This is a genomic window from Galbitalea sp. SE-J8 (genome assembly GCF_030345695.1).
Lineage (GTDB): Bacteria > Actinomycetota > Actinomycetes > Actinomycetales > Microbacteriaceae > JAUASV01.
Genome location: NZ_JAUASV010000025.1, coordinates 1 through 18,278, shown reverse-complemented (window position 1 = coordinate 18,278; position 18,278 = coordinate 1). Strand labels below are relative to the sequence as shown.

The following is an 18,278-nucleotide window of genomic DNA, read 5'->3' as shown; positions in this document are numbered from 1 at the left end:
TCGGGCGAGGCCGGGCTGAGGCTCGGGTGACGGCAGGCTCATCCTTGTGCTCGTGCCGGGATCGGCGCTGGTGGCGGGCACCCGCCCGGCCGCGCCCCGCCCCGCCCCGCCCGGCCCCGCCCCGTCGCGCCCCGCCCGGCCGCGCCCCGGCCCCGGCCCGCGCCCGATCCGTTCCGTGTGAGGACGAATCGCGCGTGTGAGGACGGTTTGCGTCGACCTCACACGCGCAGATCGTCCTCACACGGATGAGACGACGACGCGGCCGGGGCTCACAGGGCGCTGAAGGTCGGGCGTCCCGCGAGCCAGGTCGCCGCGACGGGCATCGTGCGCAGCGCCGAGCCGTCGCGCGGGTCGGCATCGACCGCGACGAGGTCCGCGGGCCGGCCGACCGCGATCGACGTGCGGGCGGACGCCGCGAGCGCCTCGTCGGGTGTCACCGTCTGCTCCGGATGCCACGGCGCGCGCCCGTCGCGCGCCCGCGTCACGGCGGCGGCCATCGTCACCCACGGATCGAGCGGCGCGACCGGCGCATCGGAGCCGAACAGCACGCGCGCCCCGGCGTCGAGCAGGGAGCGCACCGGGATGACGCGCGAGCCGCGTCCCGCCCAGTACCGGTCGGCGACATCCCGATCGTCCATCGCGTGCTCCGGCTGAACGGATGCCGCAACGCCGAGCTCCGCGAAGCGCGGCAGGTCGGCCGTGCGCACGAGCTGCGCGTGCTCGATGCGCCCGCCGAGGCCGGCCCGGGCGGTGCCGACCGCGGCGAAGGCGTCGAGCGCGAGGGCGACCGCGTGGTCGCCGATCGCGTGCACGCTCGCCTCGATGCCCGCATCCGTCGCCTGGTGCAGCAGCGGCACGAGCTCCTCGGGCGGCACGACGAGCATGCCGTGCCCGCCGCCCGGGAACGCGTCGTCGCAGTACGCGGTGCGGGTGTTGAGGGAGCCGTCGATGAGGATCTTGAACCGCCCCACCGTGAGCAGCGCGTCGAGCGGCTCGCCCGTGCGCAGGCCGAGCTCGATCGCCCGGTCGAGGTTCCCCCGGTACACGCCGAACTCGACGCGCAGCGCGTCGAATCCGGCCGCGACGCGGCGGCGCCAGGTGTCGAGCGCCCACGTCATCTCCAGGTCGACGATGCCGACGACGCCGCGAGAGGCGGCGACGCGGGCCGCGTCGCCGACGAGCCGGTCGAGCTCCGCCGGCTCGAGCGCGTCGACGGCCTGCTCGATCGCGAACGCGTCGTCCTCGCGCAGCAGTCCGGTGGGGTGCTCGCCCCGGCCGTGCATCTCGAGCGCCGCCGAGTTGAGCCACACGCAGTGCAGGTCGCCCGAGAGCAGCACCACCGGGTGCGCTCCGGTGACCGCGTCGAGCAGCTGCCGGGTCGGCTCGTCGGCCCACAGCCCGTCGCGGAAGCCGACTCCGACCAGCGGATGCGGCGCGTCGCCGCGCGCGAGCCTCGCGCGCACGAGCGCGGCGGCCCCCGCGGCGCTCGTCGCACCGGACAGGTCGAGGCGGCTCGCGTAGAGCGCCCACTGGCCGAAGTGCACGTGCTCGTCCCAGAGCCCGGGCACGACCCAGCGGCCGTCGAGGTCGATGACCTGGGCGTCGGGCGCGGCGATCGACGCCGCGATGCCGCGGATCACGCCGTCGACGACCCGCAGGTCGACGAGGCGGTCGCCGACGCGCGCCGACGTCAGCAGGGTCTCGGTCATCGCTGCTCCTCGTTCCCGTCGTCGAGCCCGCGCACTCCGCCCGCCGGCGACGGCCGGGCCCCCGGATGCGCCGCCCCGTCGCCCTCCGACCCGCGCACTCCGCCCGCCGGCGACGGCCGGGCCCACGGATGCGCCGCCCCGTCGCCCTCCAGCCGGCGCATCTCGGCTGCGAGCCAGGGCTGCGCGTACGGTCCGTCGCCCTCGAGCGCCGCGATGATGCGCTCCCGCACGTGCGCGGGCTTGTTCTGGCTGAGCTTCGCACGGGCGTCGAACCGGGTGACCCGCAGCCGGATGCCGACGGTGCCCTTCGCGATGCGGCGCGCCGTCGCCTCGTCCACGTCCAGACCCACGGGGTGCGGCATCCGCTCCTCGAAGCGGTCGACGAGGTCGCCGAGCACCCGGAAGTTCTCCTCGTCCGAGAGGATCTCGGGCACCCCGTAGAGGTGCGCGGTGACGTGGTTCCAGGTCGGGATGAAGTCGCCCGAGTCGTAGGCCGACGGCGACACGTAGCCGTGCGCGCCCTGCACGATGACGAGCACCTCGTGCTGGCCGAGCTCGTGCAGCTGCTCGTCGGGCCGGCCGACGTGGCTGACCAGGGTGATGCCGCCGGCACCCTCCCCGAGCGGGGCGCCCTCCCCGAGCAGGGCACCCTCCCCGGGCCGGGCGCTCTCCTCGAGCAGGAACGGGTAGTGGCTCGCGACCAGGCCGGACGCCGCGTGGGACACGATCGTCGCCCACGGGTTCTCCCGGATGAGGCGCTTGACCTCGTCCGCGTCGGTGAGCAGGAAGTGCGGGGTGTGTCTCACGGCCGCACCTGATCGGTCGGGCACCAGTAGAGCTTGCGACCGGCGGCCGGCTCCATCACGACCGGGCTGCCGCACACGCGGCACGGGAGCCCGGCACGGTGGTACACCCAGTGCCGGTCGTCGCGGTGTGCGATCGCGGCCGCCTGCTGCTCGGGCGTGACGTCATCCATCGTGAGCATGACGCCGAGCTCGACGCCGACCGTGAGCAGGTGCGTCCAGTCGCGCCAGAGGCCGCGCACGACCTCCTCGGGCACGCTCCTGCCGGGCGTGTGCGGGTCGAGCCGCGCGCGGAACAGCAGCTCGGCGCGGTACACGTTGCCGATGCCGCTGATCACGGACTGGTCCATGAGCAGCAGGCCGATCGGCGTGGCCGTCTTCCGCACGGCGGCGACGAACCGCTCCTCGCCCTCGGCCGGATCGTCGACGAGCGGGTCGGGGCCGAGCCTCGCGAGCTGCGCGCGCACCTCCTCGGGGGTGAGCACCTCGCACGCGGTCGGCCCGCGCAGGTCGGCGACCGTGGCATCCGTCAGCAGCCGCACGCGCACCGCACCCACCGGCTCGGGCGGGAACGCGCCGAAGTCGGCATCGAGCTCCTTCTCGCTCTCCGCCATGCGGAGCCTCGTGCGGCGCGGTGCGCCGATCGACCAGTTCGAGTCCTCGGCCGCCGTCTGGTCGAGATACCGGCGGGGACCGTCGGCGGTCGCGAACCCGGGCTCGCTTCGCGCCGCCCCCAGCTCCACCGCGCCCGCGAAGTCCCACGCGCCGTACATGCCGAGGTGCACGCGCAGCCAGAGCTCGTTGTCGAACTCCAGGAACAGCTGCTTGCCGACCGCCCGCGACACGATCATCTCGCGGCCGTCGATGCGCTCGGCGCCGCCCGCGAACCGGCCCTGGGGCGACGAGACCGCGACCGGATGGCCGACGAAGTGCAGCGCGAACTGGCGCGCGATGCGGTGGACGCTGTGTCCCTCGGGCATGGCCTCAGTCGATCTGGCGTCCGGCGATGAGGCCGGTGCTCTCGTACTCGGCGAGCTGCGCGATCCGTCGCGCGTGCCGCTCGACGCCCGAGAACGGGGTCGCGATGAACGTGTCGATGAAGCCCTTCGCCTCGTCGACGGTGTGCTGGCGGGCGCCGATCGAGATGACGTTCGCGTCGTTGTGCTCGCGCGCGAGCTCGGCGGTGCTCTGGTTCCAGACCAGGGCGGCGCGGATGCCGTCCACCTTGTTCGCGGCGATCTGCTCGCCGTTGCCCGAGCCGCCGAACACGACGCCGAGCGTCTCGACGCCCGCGGCCTGGTCGCGCACCACGGCCGAGGCCGCGTTGATGCAGAACGACGGGTAGTCGTCCTCGGGGTCGAAGCTCGTCGGCCCGTGGTCGATGACCTCGTGACCGGCCTCGCGCAGGTGCCGCTGCAGTTCCTCGCTGAGCTCGAGTCCGGCGTGGTCCGTCGCGATGTGGATGCGCATGGCTCTCATCCTAGGAGCGCCCGCGCGGGCGCTCCGGCTCCCCGCGAACGGGGGTGCGCACGCCGGTAGAGTCGCTTGCGGCGCGATCCGCCCGTCCCAGACGAACGACAGGGAGCACGAGATGCCGTCCGACAACATCACCCGCGTCGAGGCCGCCGAACGCAAGGCGCTCCTCGAGGTCGAGAGCTATCAGATCGTCCTCGACCTGACGACCGGGCCGGAGGTGTTCCGTTCCACGACGACGGTGCGCTTCACGGCGAACGCCGCCGCCTCGACGTTCATCGACGCCATCACGAGCGCCGTGCACGCGATCACCCTCGACGGGGCGAGCGTCGACACCGGGGCCGCCGACGGCATCCGCATCGCCCTCGACCTCACGGCGGGCGCCCACGAGCTCGTCGTCGACGCGGACTTCGCCTACACGAACACCGGCGAGGGCCTGCACCGGTTCGTCGACCCGGTCGACGGCGAGGTCTACCTGTACTCGCAGTTCGAGGTGCCCGACAGCCGCCGCGTGTTCGCGGTGTTCGAGCAGCCCGACCTCAAGGCGGAGTTCGCCTTCACGGTCACCGCGCCCGCGCACTGGCAGGTGGTCAGCAACCAGCCGACGCCCGAGCCGGCGCCGGTCGGCGACGGCACGGCGACGTGGTCGTTCGGCGCGACGCCGCGCATCTCGAGCTACATCACCGCGCTCGTCGCCGGCCCCTACGACGTCGTGCGCGACGAGCTCACGAGCTCCGACGGCCGCACGGTCCCGCTCGGGGTGTTCACGCGCAGGTCGCTCACGCCCTACATGGACGCCGACTACGTGTTCGACATCACGAAGAAGGGCTTCGCCTACTACGAGGAGAAGTTCGCCTACCCGTACCCGTTCGACAAGTACGACCAGCTGTTCGTGCCCGAGTTCAACGCGGGCGCCATGGAGAACGCGGGCGCGGTCACGTTCACCGAGACCTACGTGTTCCGCTCGAAGGTGACGGATGCCATCAGGGAGCGCCGCGTCGTCACGATCCTGCACGAGCTCGCCCACATGTGGTTCGGCGACCTCGTGACCATGAAGTGGTGGAACGACCTCTGGCTCAACGAGTCGTTCGCCGAGTGGGCGTCCACGATGGCGACCGCCGAGGCCACCGAGTGGGTCGAGGCCTGGACGACGTTCCAGGCGATGGAGAAGAGCTGGGCGTACCGCCAGGACCAGCTGCCGTCGACGCACCCGATCGTCGCCGACATCCGCGACCTCGAGGACGTGCAGGTCAACTTCGACGGCATCACCTACGCGAAGGGCGGCAGCGTGCTCAAGCAGCTCGCCGCCTGGGTCGGCATCGACGCGTTCTTCGGCGGTGTCGCGGCCTACTTCGCCAAGCACCACCACGACAACACCGAGCTCGCCGACCTGCTCGCCGAGCTCGAGGTCACGAGCGGCCGTGACCTGTCGGAGTGGTCGAAGCAGTGGCTCGAGACGGCGGGCGTGAACACGCTGCGCCCCGCGTTCGAGGTGGCGGATGACGGCACCTTCTCGTCGTTCCAGGTGCTGCAGTCGGCGATCGCCGACCACCCCACGATCCGCCCACACCGCCTCACCATCGGCCTGTACGACCTGGACCCGGAGGGCGTCGTGCGCCGCACGCGGCAGGTCGAGGTGGACATCGACGGCGAGCGCACCGAGATCGCCGAGCTCGTCGGCGTGACGAAGCCCGACCTCGTGCTGCTCAACGACGACGACCTCGCCTACGCGAAGATCCGTCTCGACGACGCGTCCCTCGCCGTCGCGATCGAGCACCTCAAGGACTTCGAGGGTCCGCTCGCGCGCGCCGTCGTGTGGGGCGCCGCGTGGGACGCGACGCGCGACGGCGAGACCCGCGCGCGCGACTACGTGCAGCTCGTGCTGAACAACATCGCCGCCGAGACCGAGTCGACCACGATCCGTCTGTCGCTCACCCAGCTCGCGACCACCGCCCGGCTGTACGTCGACCCGGCCATCCGTGCCGAGACGATCGAGCTGGTCGGCACCCAGCTCTGGGCGCTCGCCCGGGTCGCGGAGCCGGCATCCGACGCGCAGTTCCAGTTCGTGAAGTTCTTCGCGCAGCTCGCCTCGACGCCCGAGCACGGCGCGACGCTCCTCGGCCTGATCGACGGGTCGGTCGCGCTCGACGGTCTCGAGATCGACGCGGACCTGACCTGGGAGCTGCTCGAGGGCGCCGTGCTCGCGGGCGTCGCGGGCGAGCCGGAGATCGCCGCCCAGCTGGAGCGGGACAACACCTCGAACGGCCAGCAGGCCGCCGCCCGCGCCCGCGCCACCATCCCGACGGCCGAGGGCAAGAAGGCGGCGTTCGACTCGCTCGTGCTGAGCGACACGCTCCCGAACGTCGTGGTCCGCGCGACGACCGTCGGCTTCCAGCACAACAACGACACGGCCGCGCTCGAGCCGCTCGTCGAGCCCTACTTCGACGCGATCGCGGACGTCTGGAACTCGCGGTCGTACAAGATCGCCGAGTACGTGATCGCGGGCCTGTTCCCGGTCGATCTCGCGTCCGAGGCTCTTGTCACGCGCACGCGCGCGTGGCTCGAGGCGTCGCCCGACATCCCCGCGCTGCGCCGCCTCGTGATCGAGCCCCTCGCCTCCGTCGAACGCGCGCTCATGGTGCAGGAGCGGGATCGCACGTGATCGAGGTCACGCACCTGACCAAGCGCTACGGCGCGAAGGTCGCGGTCGATGACGTGTCGTTCGTCGCCCGGCCCGGGCTCGTGACCGGCTTCCTCGGCCCGAACGGTGCCGGCAAGTCGACGACGATGCGCACCATCGTCGGGCTCGACCGGCCCACGTCCGGCACGACGACCGTGGGCGGCCGGCGCTACGCGGAGCACGCCGCCCCGCTCACCGAGGTCGGCGCCCTGCTCGACGCGAAGGCCGTGCACCCAGGGCGCACCGCCCGATCGCACCTGCGCGCGGTCGCCGCGACCCACGGCATCGGCCGCCACCGGGTCGACGAGGTCATCGCGCTCGCCGGCATCGGCTCCGTCGCGGACCGACGGGTGGGCGGCTTCTCGCTCGGCATGGGCCAGCGGCTCGGCATCGCCGCGGCACTGCTCGGCGACCCGGCGACGCTCATCCTCGACGAGCCGGTGAACGGGCTCGACCCGGAGGGCGTGATCTGGGTGCGCACCCTCGCGAAGCAGCTCGCGCGCCAGGGGCGCACGGTGTTCCTCTCCTCGCACCTGATGAGCGAGATGGCCCAGACCGCCGACCACATCGTCGTGCTCGGCCGGGGCCGGGTGATCGCGGATGCCCCCGTCGCCGAGATCCTCGCGGGGGCCACGGGCCGGGCGGTGCTCGTGCGGACACCGGATGCGTCCCGCCTCGCGCAGGCGATCCTCGCGGCCGGGGGCGCGGCATCCGTCACGGGCGTCGACCGCATCGACGCGACGGGCCTGCCCGCGGAGCGCATCGGCGAGCTGGCCCACGCGGCGGGCGTCGTGCTGCACGAGCTCACGCCGCAGTCCGCATCGCTCGAGCAGGCCTACCTCGAACTCACGCGGGACGACGTCGAATACGCCTCGGGCGGTGCGGCATGACCGCGCCGCGCCTGACGTTCGACCACCTGCTGCGCTCCGAGTGGATCAAGCTGTGGAGCGTGCGCTCCACGTGGTGGTGCCTCATCATCACGCTCGCGATCATGGCCGGCCTGGGGCTGCTCATCGGCGGCGCGAGCTCTCCCGGAACCGACGAGACCGGCGCCGTGCGCCCGGTCTCGGCCGACGTGCTGCTCGGCTACTCCACGCTCGGCACGAGTTTCGCGCAGCTCGTGCTCGGCGTGCTCGGCTGCCTCGTCATCACCGGCGAGTACGGCACGGGGATGATCCGCACGACCATGCTCGCCGCGCCCCGCCGCACCGGCGCGGTGCTCGCCAAGGGCGTGCTGTTCACGCTCGTCACGCTCGTGCTCGCCGTGATCGCCGTGAGCCTGTCGGCGCTCGCCGTCGTGAGCCTCACGAGCGCGCGCGGCTTCGACATCGTGCTCGACGACGCGCAGCTCTGGCGGGGGCTCGCCGGCGACGCGGTCTACCTCGCGCTGGTCGCGGCGTTCGCGACGGGTGTCGGGCTCATCATCCGCGTCTCGGCGGGGGCGATCGCGACCGTGCTCGGCATCCTGCTCGTGCTCCCGATCGTGGCGAACCTCTTCGCGAGCCTGACGCGGAGCGAGTGGCTCGGGAACGCCGCGCTGTTCCTGCCGTCGAACGCCGGTTCGGAGCTGTACGGCTACGAACACGACGACGGGGCGCAGGTCGGCGAGTCGGTCTTCGCGCTCACCTGGTGGCAGGGCGGGCTCGTGCTCCTCGGCTGGGTCGCTCTCGTCTGGGTCATCGGGATCGCGCTCGTCAAACGCCGCGACGTCTGAGCCACGGGCGGCCCGCGGCGCGGCCGATCTCCACCCGGTCTCCACCCGGGCTCCATCCCGCGGTGGTGCTCGACGGTCGGCGGGCACGGGAGTCTCGAGGCATGGACATCACCTCCCTCCTCGAAGCCCTCGCCGCCCTCGCCGTCATCGTGTGGATCAGCGCGAGGCAGCTGCGCTGGGCGCCCGTCGTGCCCGGCAACGCCTGGCGGATGCCGGTCATCCTCGCGATCATCGGCGTCGTGACGGTCGCCCAGAGCCACGTCACGACCGTGACCCGGATGGATGTCGTCATCCTGCTCGCGAGCGCCGTCGCGGCCATCGCGACCGGAGCGCTCATGGGCGCGATCGCGCGGTTCCGCCCGATCGGCGACGCGGCGCTCGCCCGCGTGATGGCGAGCCGTCGCGCACCCGATGTTCTGCCCACGGTCGAGAGCCGCACGGGCTGGCTCGGCATCGCGCTGTGGATCGTGCTCATCGCCGTGCGCGTCGGGCTCGACGTCTACGCGCACGTCGCCGGCGCCGCGCTCGCGGCATCCACGGGCGTCATCCTGCTCGCGATCGCGGTCAACCGCGGCAGCCGGCTGGCGGTCATGCTGCTGCGCCTGGAGCGTCACTCGGCCCTCGTCGCGTGACGCGGCCCTCGTCGCGTCACTCGGCCCTCGTCGCGGGATACGGCTCTCGTCGCGGGATGCGGACGGGGCGCGTGCCCGGCCCGATCCGCGCCGGGCGCGTGCCCCGCATCCCGTGCGGCGCGAGGATGGTGCCATGAGTCTCGCAGCACTGGAGGTGCGCAGCCCGCTCCGCGTCGGGCTCTCGGCGCTCGGCGTGCTCGCCGTCACGGTCTCGCTGGTGCGCAACATCGTGCTGCACGCGGACCCGTGGTCGGTGGTCGCGCTCGTGCCGGTGGCGCTGTGGGTCGCCCTCACGATCGTCCGCCGCGTGCCCGACACCGTCGTGGTCGTGACCGCGGCGGTCGCGGCGGCGCTCAGCGGGCTGAGCTCGGTGCCGACCCAGGTGCTCGGGATCGTGGCCGCGATCGCCGTCGTGCTGCGGGTCATCGCGCGCAGCGACCGGCCGGTGCGCGACGGCGTCGCGGTGCTCGGCTCCGCCGTGATCGGGATCGGCGCGGGCGCCCTCATCGTGCCGACCGATCCGCTCGCGATCCTCGGCTCGTTCGGCGCGATCGCCATCGCGACCCTCTCGGCCATCAGCCGCCGCCAGTTCCGCACCGCCGACGCGCAGAGCCGCGCGCTGCTCGAGGAGCGCGCCCGGTCGGCCGCGAGCGACGAGCGCGCCCGCATCGCGCGGGACATCCACGACGTGCTCGCGCACAGCCTCGGCGGGCTCGTGCTGCAGCTCGACGCCGTGGACGCCGAGCTCGACGCGGGAGCGACGGATGCCGCCCACGCGCGCGTGCGCGCCGCGCGCTCGCTCGCCGCGGACGGCCTGACCGAGGCCCGCGCCGCGGTGCGCGCCCTGCGCGAGCCCGAGCACGCGCCGGTCGACCTGCCCGCGGCGCTGCGGCGGCTCGTCGAGGAGCACCGCGCCCACGGCGGTTCGGCCGCGCTCGCCATCTCTCCCGGGATCGAGCTGCCCCCGCGCTCGGCGGCCGAGCTCGCGCTCGTCGCCCGCGAGCTGCTCGTCAACGCGCGGCGGCACGCCCCGGGCGCGGCGGTCGACGTCGAGCTGCGCACGGACGGCGCGGACGTCGTGCTGCGCGTGTCGAACCGCGCCGACCCGCACCCCACCGGCACGCACCCCGCCGACCCGCACCCCACCGGCACGCACCCCACCGGCACGCACCCGGCCGCCACGCACCCTGCGGGCGCGTCCGAGGGCGGCGGGTCCGAGGGCGGCGGGTTCGGCCTGCGCGGCGTGCGCGAGCGCGTCGCCGGGCTCGACGGCACGGTGCGCATCGACGACAGGGACCCGTTCGTCGTGACGGTGCGGGTGGCGCGGTGAGCGGCATCCGCGTGCTCGTCGTCGATGACCAGGCGATCGTGCGCGACGGCCTCGTGACCGTGCTCGCGCTGCTGCCCGGCATCGAGGTGGTCGGCCAGGCGTCCGACGGGGTCGAGGCGATCGACGCGGCGCGTGAGCTGCAACCCGACGTCGTGCTCATGGACCTGCGGATGCCGCGGCTCGACGGCGCGGACGCGACCGCCCGCATCCGTGCCGACGTGCCCGCGGCGCGCGTCGTCGTGCTCACGACCTACGACGACGACGAGTCGATCGCGCGGGCGCTGCGCGCGGGCGCGATCGGGTACCTCACGAAGGACGCCGGGCGCGCCGAGCTCGAGGCGGCGGTGCGCTCGGCGGCGACCGGGCAGATGACGCTCGCTCCCGCGGTCGGCGCGCGGCTGCTCGGCGCGGGCCTCGCCGCTCCCCCGCGACCGGCGCTGCCGAGCCTGACGCCGCGCGAACGGGAGGTGCTCGACCTCGTCGTCGCGGGACGCACGAACGCCGAGATCGCCGCGACCCTCTACCTGGGGGTGTCGACGGTGAAGAGCCACATCAACGCCGTGTTCGCGAAGCTCGGGGCGCGCGACCGCGCCCACGCGATCGCGATCGCCCTCGGCACCGACGGCTGATCGGCGCGGCCGCCCGCCCCGACGCTCCTACGATGGGTGCCGTGAAGGGTTTCTACGACAGCGAGTTCTGGCAGTCGTGGGGCACCCTGATCGGCGTCGTCGCGATCGTCGTCATCTCGATCGTGCTGCGCCTGGTGCTCCAGCTCGTCATCCGCGTCACGGTCAGCCGCATCGTGACCGGAGTGAAGTCGCGGCAGAACGTCGAGGACACCGCCGCTCTCACCGCGTCCCCGCTCGTCGCCGTGCGCGTCGTGCAGCGCACCCGCACGATCGGCTCGCTGCTGAGCAGCGTGGTCACGGTCGTGATCGTCATCGTCGCGCTCATCCTCGTGGTCAACACGCTCGCGCCCGGGGCGACCGGCGCGTTCTCGCTCATCACGGCGGCGCTCGGCGCCGGCCTCGGCTTCGGCGCGCAGAACATCATCAAGGACGTGCTCAACGGCCTCTTCCTCGTCATCGAGGACCAGATCGGCGTCGGCGATGTCGTCGACACCGGCTTCGCGACGGGCGTCGTCGAGGCGGTCGGCATCCGCGTCACGCAGGTGCGCGACGTCAACGGCACCCTCTGGTACGTGCGCAACGGCGAGATGGTGCGCGTCGGCAACCTCTCGCAGGGCTGGAGCCGCGTCATCCTCGACCTCGCCGTGCCCTACGACTCCGACGTCGACCTCGTGCAGAAGCGGATGCTCGCGACCGCCACCGCGCTCGCGAGCGACCCGAAGTGGGTCAGCCGCATCGTCGAGAAGCCGCAGATCTGGGGCATCGAGTCGATCTCGTCGGAGGCGGTCGTCATCCGTCTCGTGATCAAGACCACGGCGAGCGCGAAGGACGACGTCGCGCGCGAGCTGCGCGCCCGCCTCAAGCGCCTGCTCGACGACATGGAGGTGCGCCTGCCGAGCCTCAACACGGTCGTGCTCTCCGGCTTCGAGGGCGCCGCGAGCGTGAAGGGCGCCCGTCCGCCGCGCACCAAGCCGATCCCGACCCAGGCCCGGTCGGAGACGGATGCCGCTCCCGCGGCCCGCGGGCGCAGCAGGAAGGCGAGCGAATGAGCATCCCCACCGGCGGAGGCGACCCCGTGCGGCTGCGCATGGGCGCGGGCGGCGAGGCCGTCGGCGGCAACTTCTGGCAGCAGGTCGGCGGACGCCCCACGTTCGAGCGGCTCGTGCGCCGGTTCTACGAGGGCGTCGCGACCGACGAGGTGCTGCGGCCGATGTACCCGGAGCACGACCTCGAGGGCGCGATCCAGCGGCTCACCGGCTTCCTCGAGCAGTACTGGGGCGGCCCGACCACGTACAGCGAGGAGCGCGGCCACCCGCGACTGCGGATGCGCCACCTGCCGTTCCGGGTCGACGCCGACGCGCGCGACCGCTGGCTCGCGCACATGCGCGTCGCGGTCGACGACCTGCACCTCGCGCCCGCGGACGAGGCGATGCTCTGGGGCTACCTCGAGCGCGCCGCGATCGCGATGGTGAACACCCCGTGACGCTGCCCCGCATCCGCATCCTGGCGACCGGGGGCACGATCGCGGGATCGGCGTCGAGCGCGACGGATGCCACCGGCTACCGCGCGGGCACCGCATCCGTCGACGAGCTCATCGCCTCCGTTCCGGCGCTGCGCGAGCTCGCCGACCTCTCGGGCGAGCAGTTCGGTCAGCTCGACTCGAGCGACCTGACCGACGCGCTGCTGCTCGACCTCGCGCGGCGCGTGCAGCAGCTCGTGGACGACCCGTGGGTCGACGGCGTCGTGGTGACGCACGGCACCGACACGCTCGAGGAGACCGCCTACCTGCTGCACCTCGTGCTGTCGACCGAGAAGCCCGTCGTGCTCGTCGGCGCGATGCGACCGGCGACCGCGCTCTCCGCGGACGGACCGCGCAACCTGTTCGCGGCCGTCACGGTCGCCGTCTCCCCCGCGACCCTCGGCCGCGGCGTGCTCGTCGTGCTCGACGACGAGGTGCACACCGCCCGCGACGTGACCAAGACGACGAGCCTCGGCGTGCACGCGTTCGCGTCGCCCTACGGCCCGCTCGGCGTCGTCACCGACGGCCGGGTCGCGTTCTACCGCTCCGTCGACCGCCCGCACACCGCGCGCACGGAGTTCGGCATCCCCGAGGCGCTGCCGCGCTCCGCGGTGCTGTTCGCGCACACCGGGCTGGACGCGGCATCCGTCGAGGCGCTCGATGGCGTGGACGTCATCGTGCACGCGGGCTTCGGCAACGGCACGGTCTCGGCCCGGCTCGTCGACGCCCTCGACGCCGCACGGGCGCGGGGGGCGCTCGTGGTGCGGGCGTCCCGAGTCGGCAGCGGCACGCTCACCGTCGTCGGCGCGAGCGCGGATGCCGCCAACCGCTGGGTCGCGGCGGACGATCAGAACCCGCAGCGAGCCCGCCTGCTCGGCGCACTCGCCCTCACCGTGACGCGCGACCCGGCCGAGGTGCAGCGCATCTTCCACACCTACTGACCGGGCCTCCTGCCCGACGGAGCTTCGTGACCGAGCCTCCTGACCGGGTTCCTGACCAGGTCCCTGACCCAGGGCCCTGACCGACGGGGCTTCCTGACGGGGCCTCCTGACCGGTTCCCCGACCGGGTCCCTGACCGGGTCCCTGACCGGCCTCGTGGCCACCGCACGGCGACGGGTCCGCGTCAGCGCGTTCACAACTCCGGACCCACGAGCGTGCGACCGGTCGTCCGCCCCGCCACTCCGGGACCGCGTCAGAACGCACCAACGATTTCTCCGGAGTTCCGAACGGCGGCGCCCGATCCGAACCGGCGCCACGTCCACACACCCCTGACCGGGTCCCTGACCGGCCTCGTGGCCACCGCACGGCGACGGGTCCGCGTCAGCGCGTTCACAACTCCGGACCCACGAGGGTGCGACCGGTCGTCCGCCCCGCCATTCCGGGACCGCGTCAAAACGCACCAACGATTTCTCCGGAGTTCCGAACGGCGGCGCCCGATCCGACCCGGCGCCACGTTCCGCCGAGAAGGCAGACAACGAAACTGATGCGGGTATCGTCGCGACGAACGAAGGAGCTCTCGACATGGCGAACTCTCCCGACGCGATCGTCATCGGCGCGGGGCTCGCGGGCCTCGTGGCGACCGCCGAGCTCGTCGCCGCCGGGCGGTCGGTCGCCCTGCTCGACCAGGAACCCGAGCAGAGCCTCGGCGGACAGGCGTGGTGGTCGTTCGGCGGGCTGTTCCTCGTCGACTCGCCCGAGCAGCGCCGCTTCGGTGTGCACGACTCGCTCGAGCTTGCCCGGCAGGACTGGTTCGGCTCCGCGGGCTTCGACCGGCCCGAGGACGACTGGGGCCGCCGCTGGGCGGAGGCGTACCTCGACTTCGCCGCGGGCGAGAAGCGCGCCTGGCTGCGCGAGCGCGGTGTGAGCTTCTTCCCCGTGGTCGGCTGGGCCGAGCGCGGCGGGTACACGGCGACCGGCCACGGCAACTCCGTGCCGCGGTTCCACATCACCTGGGGCACCGGTCCCGGCATCGTCGAGCCGTTCGAGCGCGCCGTGCGCGACGGCGTCGCGCGCGGCCTCGTGAGCCTGCAGTTCCGGCACCGGGTGGACGAGCTCGTCGTCGACAACGGCCGCGTCGTCGGCGTGCGCGGGCGCGTGCTCGCCCCGGATGACGTCCCGCGCGGCGAGGCGAGCGGACGCGACGAGATCGGCGAGTTCGAGTTGCGCGCCCCGGCGGTCGTCGTGGCCTCGGGCGGCATCGGGGGCAATCACGACCTGGTGCGCGCGGCCTGGCCGGCGCGGCTCGGCACACCGCCCGAGCGGATGCTGTCCGGCGTGCCCGCGCACGTCGACGGCCGGATGCTCGGCATCGCCGCCGCGGCCGGCGCCCGGCTCGTGAACGGCGACCGGATGTGGCACTACGTCGAGGGCATCGAGAACTTCGCGCCCGTGTGGGCGCGGCACGGCATCCGCATCCTCCCCGGTCCCTCGAGCCTCTGGCTCGACGCGACCGGCCGCCGCCTGCCCGCGCCGCTGTTCCCCGGCTTCGACACGCTCGGCACGCTCGAGCACCTGCGCACGACGGGCCATGACCACTCCTGGTTCATCACCACCCAGGCGATCGTCGAGAAGGAGTTCGCCCTCTCCGGCAGCGAGCAGAACCCCGACCTGACCGGCCGCAGCGTGCGCGAGCTGCTGCGCCAGCGCCTCGGCCGGGGCGCGACGGAACCGGTCGAGGCCTTCAAGCGCGAGGGCGCGGACTTCCACGTCGCCGCCACGCTCGACGAGCTCCTCGCCCAGATCGCGGACGGCGTGCTCGATCCGGTCCGGGTGCGGGCCGAGGTCGCCGCGCGCGACCGCGAGCTCGACAACGCGTTCACGAAGGATGCGCAGCTCACCGCCGTCCGGCAGGCGCGCCACTACCTCGGCGACCGCCTCATCCGGGTCGCCAAGCCGCACCGGCTGACGGATGCCGCGGCGGGCCCGCTCATCGCCGTCCGGTTGCACGTGCTCACGCGAAAGAGCCTCGGCGGCATCCAGACCGATCTCGACGCGCGCGTGCTCGACGGCGCGGGACGTCCGATCGCGGGCCTCTACGCCGCCGGTGAAGCGGCCGGTTTCGGCGGCGGCGGCATGCACGGGTACCGGTCGCTCGAGGGGACGTTCCTCGGCGGCTGCCTGTTCAGCGGCCGCGTGGCCGGACGCGCCGCCGCGCACCCCTGAGCGGTGCGGTGCCGACCCGGGCCGCGGGCGCCGGGTCGGCTCGCGGCACCGCGGTCGGCTCGCTCGCGGAGTTCTCGGACCCGGGCTGGGTAGGCTCCGAGGGAACCCGAGGAGCACGGATGTCTGACGCACCGACCCCCGCCGCCGGCTGGTACCACGACCCGAGCGGCACACCGCAGCAGCGCTGGTGGAACGGCACCGCGTGGACCGACGACGTGCTCCCGCTCGACCCGACGCCGGACGTCGAGCCCGCGCCGCACGAGCCCGCGCCACACGCGCCCGCCCCACACGCGCCCGGGCCGCACGGGACTGGGCCGCACGAGCCCGCCCCACACGCGCCCGCCCCACAGGGAGCGCAGGCCGCGTCGCCCTCGCCCGCACCCGTCGGGGCAGCGCCCGCGCCGCACACGCCCGGGGCGCACACCCCCGCGCCGCCCGCACCGCCTGACCCCACCCCGTACGGAGCCGCACCCCACGACGCCACCCCGTACGGGGCCACGCCGTACGGGTCGCCGAACCACTACCCGGGCGCGGCCCACTACCCGAGCGCGGCGCACTACCGGGCCGCCGCGCCGGGTGGGCACCCGTCCGCTGCGGCATCCGCGCCCGGCGCCCCCGCCGCGCCGGGCGTCGACGGCTGGCCGATCTGGCTCGCCGTGCTGCTGCACCTGGTGCCCGTCGTGCCGTTCCTGTTCTGGGACCCGGTCGCCTACGCCGCCGACCTGCTGGCCCCCGCCTACCGGTACGTCGCGCCGCCCGTCGCGGCGCTGCTGCCCGCCGCCTACTGGGCGATCGTCGCCCTCGGGCTGATCGCTTACGCCGGCGCCGTCGTGCTCGCGGCCGTGGACGCGAGGCGCCTCGCGGCCCGCGGCGTGGTGAACCCGTTCCCGTGGGCGTTCGCGTTCCTCGGCGTGCTCGTCTACGTGATCGGCCGCACGGTCGTGGTGCGCCGCCGGCTCGGCCGCGGCGGAATCGGCCCGCTGCTGACCTACGTCGGGGTGGCGCTCGTCTCGGTCATCGTGTCGAGCGTGTGGGCGGTCGCGGTCGTCGTCGCGTTCGTCAGCCGGATGCCGACGCGCTGAGCCGCCTCAACCGAACGCCCACGAACCCGGCCACCTCGACCGGACGCCCACGAACCGAGCCGGTCAGCGCGACGCGAGCAGTCCGCGCAGGTGGGCGTAGAAGCGCTCGCCGTCCGCGCGCTCGACGACCGTGACGTTCGGATCGTCCGCGCGCCAGTCGAACACCGTCGCGCCGCGGGTGAGCTCGCCGGCGGTCTCGACGTCCAGTCGGTAGCGTCGCGTCTCGAGCGCGAGCGACGGGTCGAGAGCGAGGGCGGCGGTCAGCGAGTCGGGATGGGTCGAGCCGCCGAGACCCGCGGCCGCGTCGAACGCGAACGTCGCCGCGTTCGCCCGCACGAAGAAGCGGGCGAGTTCGGTGTCGAGCTCGGCGATCCGCTCGATCCGCGCCGCGTCGAAGACCGCGTCGCGCAGGGTCAGCGGATCCCAGCTGACGATCACGACATCCGGGAACCCCGCACGCACCACGGTGTCGGCCGCCTCCGGGTCGACGTAGACGTTGTACTCGGCGGCGGGCGTGATGTTCCCGCGCGCGTTGACGCTCCCGCCCATCACCAGGAGTCGGCGCACCCGGTGCGCGAACTCCGGATCCCGTCGCACCGCGAGCGCGAGGTTCGTGAGCGGGCCGATCGCGACGACCACGAGCTCGCCGTCGTGCTCCCGGGAGAGACGGATGAGTTCCCCGACCGCGTCGTCCCCGTCCGGTTCGGCGGGCCCCGCGAGCCGCAGCCCGCCGACGCCGTCGCCGTGCACGTCGACGGCGTCGACCCAGTCCCGCTCGAGCGGTCGTCTCGCGCCCGTGAACACGGGCGATCGGCGGCCCGCGAGCTGCATCGTGAGCAGCGCGTTGTGCACCTGCTGGTCGAAGCCGACGTTGCCCGCGACGATCGTCACCGCCCGCAGGTCCGCGCGCGGGTCGATCAACCCGACGAGCAGCGCGAAGCAGTCGTCCGCAGCCGTGTCGGTGTCGATGACGAGCGGGATGCGCGCGGCCGGCTCGCCGGGCGACGTCGCGGTCATCGCGACATCGACCAGGACCGGCGCTTGACCAGCACGTGCCCGCGCGGGGACGACAGCCGCGTCCAGGTGCCGGTCTCGTAGACCGGGACCGCCTCGGTGTCGCCGTCGTGCACGAACCCGAGCGCGCGCGCCGCGAACGCGGCGCCCGCGGGCACGCTCTCCAGCTCGCGCAGCGGACGGCCCCACACCTCGGCGCGGGCGCGGTGCACGAGCGCGCCGCCCACGGCATCCGGTACCGCCGCCGCGATCTGCTCGATGCCGCCACGGGCGACCCGGTCGAGCACGCCCGGCTCGAGCGATCCGACCGGCGTCCACCCGCCGCGCGGGGGCGAGATCGCCGCCCAGGTGACGGTGTTGACCGCCGCGGGCAGGCCGAATGCGACGGGCGATGCGGCATCCGTCGTCGAGGACGCACCGTCCGGGCCGCCCGCGCCATCCGCGCCGCCGCCCGCACCGTCCGGGCCGCCCGCGCCGCCCGCGCCGCCGCCCGGGCCGCCCGCGCCATCCGCGCCACCGCCAGCGCCGCCC

At 73.9% G+C, this 18,278-nt stretch carries 17 protein-coding genes; 11 read left to right on the top strand and 6 right to left on the bottom strand.

Features of this window, described 5'->3' with window-relative positions; translation table 11 throughout:
* Window positions 1-269 precede the first annotated feature (269 nt).
* The 4 genes from QT381_RS13820 to QT381_RS13805 are packed head-to-tail and all read right to left on the bottom strand — an operon-like array spanning window position 270 to window position 3,982.
* On the bottom strand, window positions 270-1,709 hold the full coding sequence (locus QT381_RS13820; RefSeq protein WP_289249621.1) for an amidohydrolase: 1,440 nt from the start codon (window positions 1,707-1,709) through the stop codon (window positions 270-272).
* Window positions 1,706-2,515, bottom strand: a complete 810-nt coding sequence (locus QT381_RS13815; RefSeq protein ID WP_353889785.1) for an FMN-binding negative transcriptional regulator — start codon at window positions 2,513-2,515, stop codon at window positions 1,706-1,708. The genes QT381_RS13820 and QT381_RS13815 overlap by 4 nt, the downstream gene beginning before the upstream one ends.
* Window positions 2,512-3,492, bottom strand: coding sequence for an Fpg/Nei family DNA glycosylase (locus QT381_RS13810; protein WP_289249620.1), 981 nt, complete (start codon window positions 3,490-3,492; stop codon window positions 2,512-2,514). Before QT381_RS13810 ends, QT381_RS13815 begins: the two co-directional genes overlap by 4 nt.
* 4 nt (window positions 3,493-3,496) lie before the next feature.
* Window positions 3,497-3,982 (bottom strand): ribose-5-phosphate isomerase, encoded by a 486-nt coding sequence (locus QT381_RS13805; RefSeq protein WP_289249619.1) that lies wholly within the window; start codon window positions 3,980-3,982, stop codon window positions 3,497-3,499.
* Window positions 3,983-4,103: 121 nt separating this feature from the next.
* Between QT381_RS13805 and pepN the strand changes: the two genes are divergently transcribed.
* From pepN to QT381_RS13750, 11 genes are all read left to right on the top strand, one after another.
* Window positions 4,104-6,647: an aminopeptidase N gene (pepN, locus tag QT381_RS13800; protein ID WP_289249618.1), complete on the top strand. Its 2,544-nt coding sequence runs from the start codon at window positions 4,104-4,106 to the stop codon at window positions 6,645-6,647.
* Entirely contained in the window at window positions 6,644-7,555 is a 912-nt protein-coding gene (locus QT381_RS13795; protein ID WP_289249617.1) for an ABC transporter ATP-binding protein, read from the top strand. Before pepN ends, QT381_RS13795 begins: the two co-directional genes overlap by 4 nt.
* Window positions 7,552-8,379 carry a DUF2705 family protein gene (locus QT381_RS13790; protein WP_289249616.1) on the top strand — a complete coding sequence of 276 codons (828 nt, stop codon included), beginning with the start codon at window positions 7,552-7,554 and terminating at the stop codon, window positions 8,377-8,379. Before QT381_RS13795 ends, QT381_RS13790 begins: the two co-directional genes overlap by 4 nt.
* A gap of 101 nt (window positions 8,380-8,480) precedes the next feature.
* Entirely contained in the window at window positions 8,481-9,011 is a 531-nt protein-coding gene (locus QT381_RS13785) for a hypothetical protein (RefSeq protein WP_289249615.1), read from the top strand.
* 133 nt (window positions 9,012-9,144) lie between these two features.
* On the top strand, window positions 9,145-10,341 hold the full coding sequence (locus QT381_RS13780) for a sensor histidine kinase (RefSeq protein WP_289249614.1): 1,197 nt from the start codon (window positions 9,145-9,147) through the stop codon (window positions 10,339-10,341).
* A complete protein-coding gene (locus QT381_RS13775) occupies window positions 10,338-10,970 on the top strand; it encodes a response regulator (RefSeq protein ID WP_289249613.1) in 633 nt (210 codons plus the stop codon). Before QT381_RS13780 ends, QT381_RS13775 begins: the two co-directional genes overlap by 4 nt.
* A 41-nt stretch (window positions 10,971-11,011) precedes the next feature.
* Window positions 11,012-12,019 (top strand): mechanosensitive ion channel family protein, encoded by a 1,008-nt coding sequence (locus tag QT381_RS13770; protein ID WP_353889784.1) that lies wholly within the window; start codon window positions 11,012-11,014, stop codon window positions 12,017-12,019.
* 38 nt (window positions 12,020-12,057) lie between these two features.
* Window positions 12,058-12,453, top strand: a complete 396-nt coding sequence (locus QT381_RS13765) for a globin (protein ID WP_289249643.1) — start codon at window positions 12,058-12,060, stop codon at window positions 12,451-12,453.
* Window positions 12,450-13,430 carry an asparaginase gene (locus QT381_RS13760; RefSeq protein ID WP_289249611.1) on the top strand — a complete coding sequence of 327 codons (981 nt, stop codon included), beginning with the start codon at window positions 12,450-12,452 and terminating at the stop codon, window positions 13,428-13,430. The genes QT381_RS13765 and QT381_RS13760 overlap by 4 nt, the downstream gene beginning before the upstream one ends.
* Window positions 13,431-14,010: 580 nt before the next feature.
* A complete protein-coding gene (locus tag QT381_RS13755) occupies window positions 14,011-15,651 on the top strand; it encodes an FAD-binding dehydrogenase (RefSeq protein ID WP_289249610.1) in 1,641 nt (546 codons plus the stop codon).
* A gap of 119 nt (window positions 15,652-15,770) precedes the next feature.
* Window positions 15,771-16,733 carry a DUF2510 domain-containing protein gene (locus QT381_RS13750; protein WP_289249609.1) on the top strand — a complete coding sequence of 321 codons (963 nt, stop codon included), beginning with the start codon at window positions 15,771-15,773 and terminating at the stop codon, window positions 16,731-16,733.
* A gap of 63 nt (window positions 16,734-16,796) precedes the next feature.
* Here the strand turns inward: QT381_RS13750 and QT381_RS13745 are convergent, their stop codons facing one another.
* Complete coding sequence (locus QT381_RS13745; protein WP_289249608.1) at window positions 16,797-17,750, bottom strand: nucleoside hydrolase; 954 nt, start codon at window positions 17,748-17,750, stop codon at window positions 16,797-16,799.
* Window positions 17,747-18,278 (bottom strand): DUF8185 domain-containing protein (locus QT381_RS13740; RefSeq protein ID WP_289249607.1); only part of this gene is annotated, 532 nt, incomplete at its 5' end. The genes QT381_RS13745 and QT381_RS13740, both read right to left, overlap by 4 nt.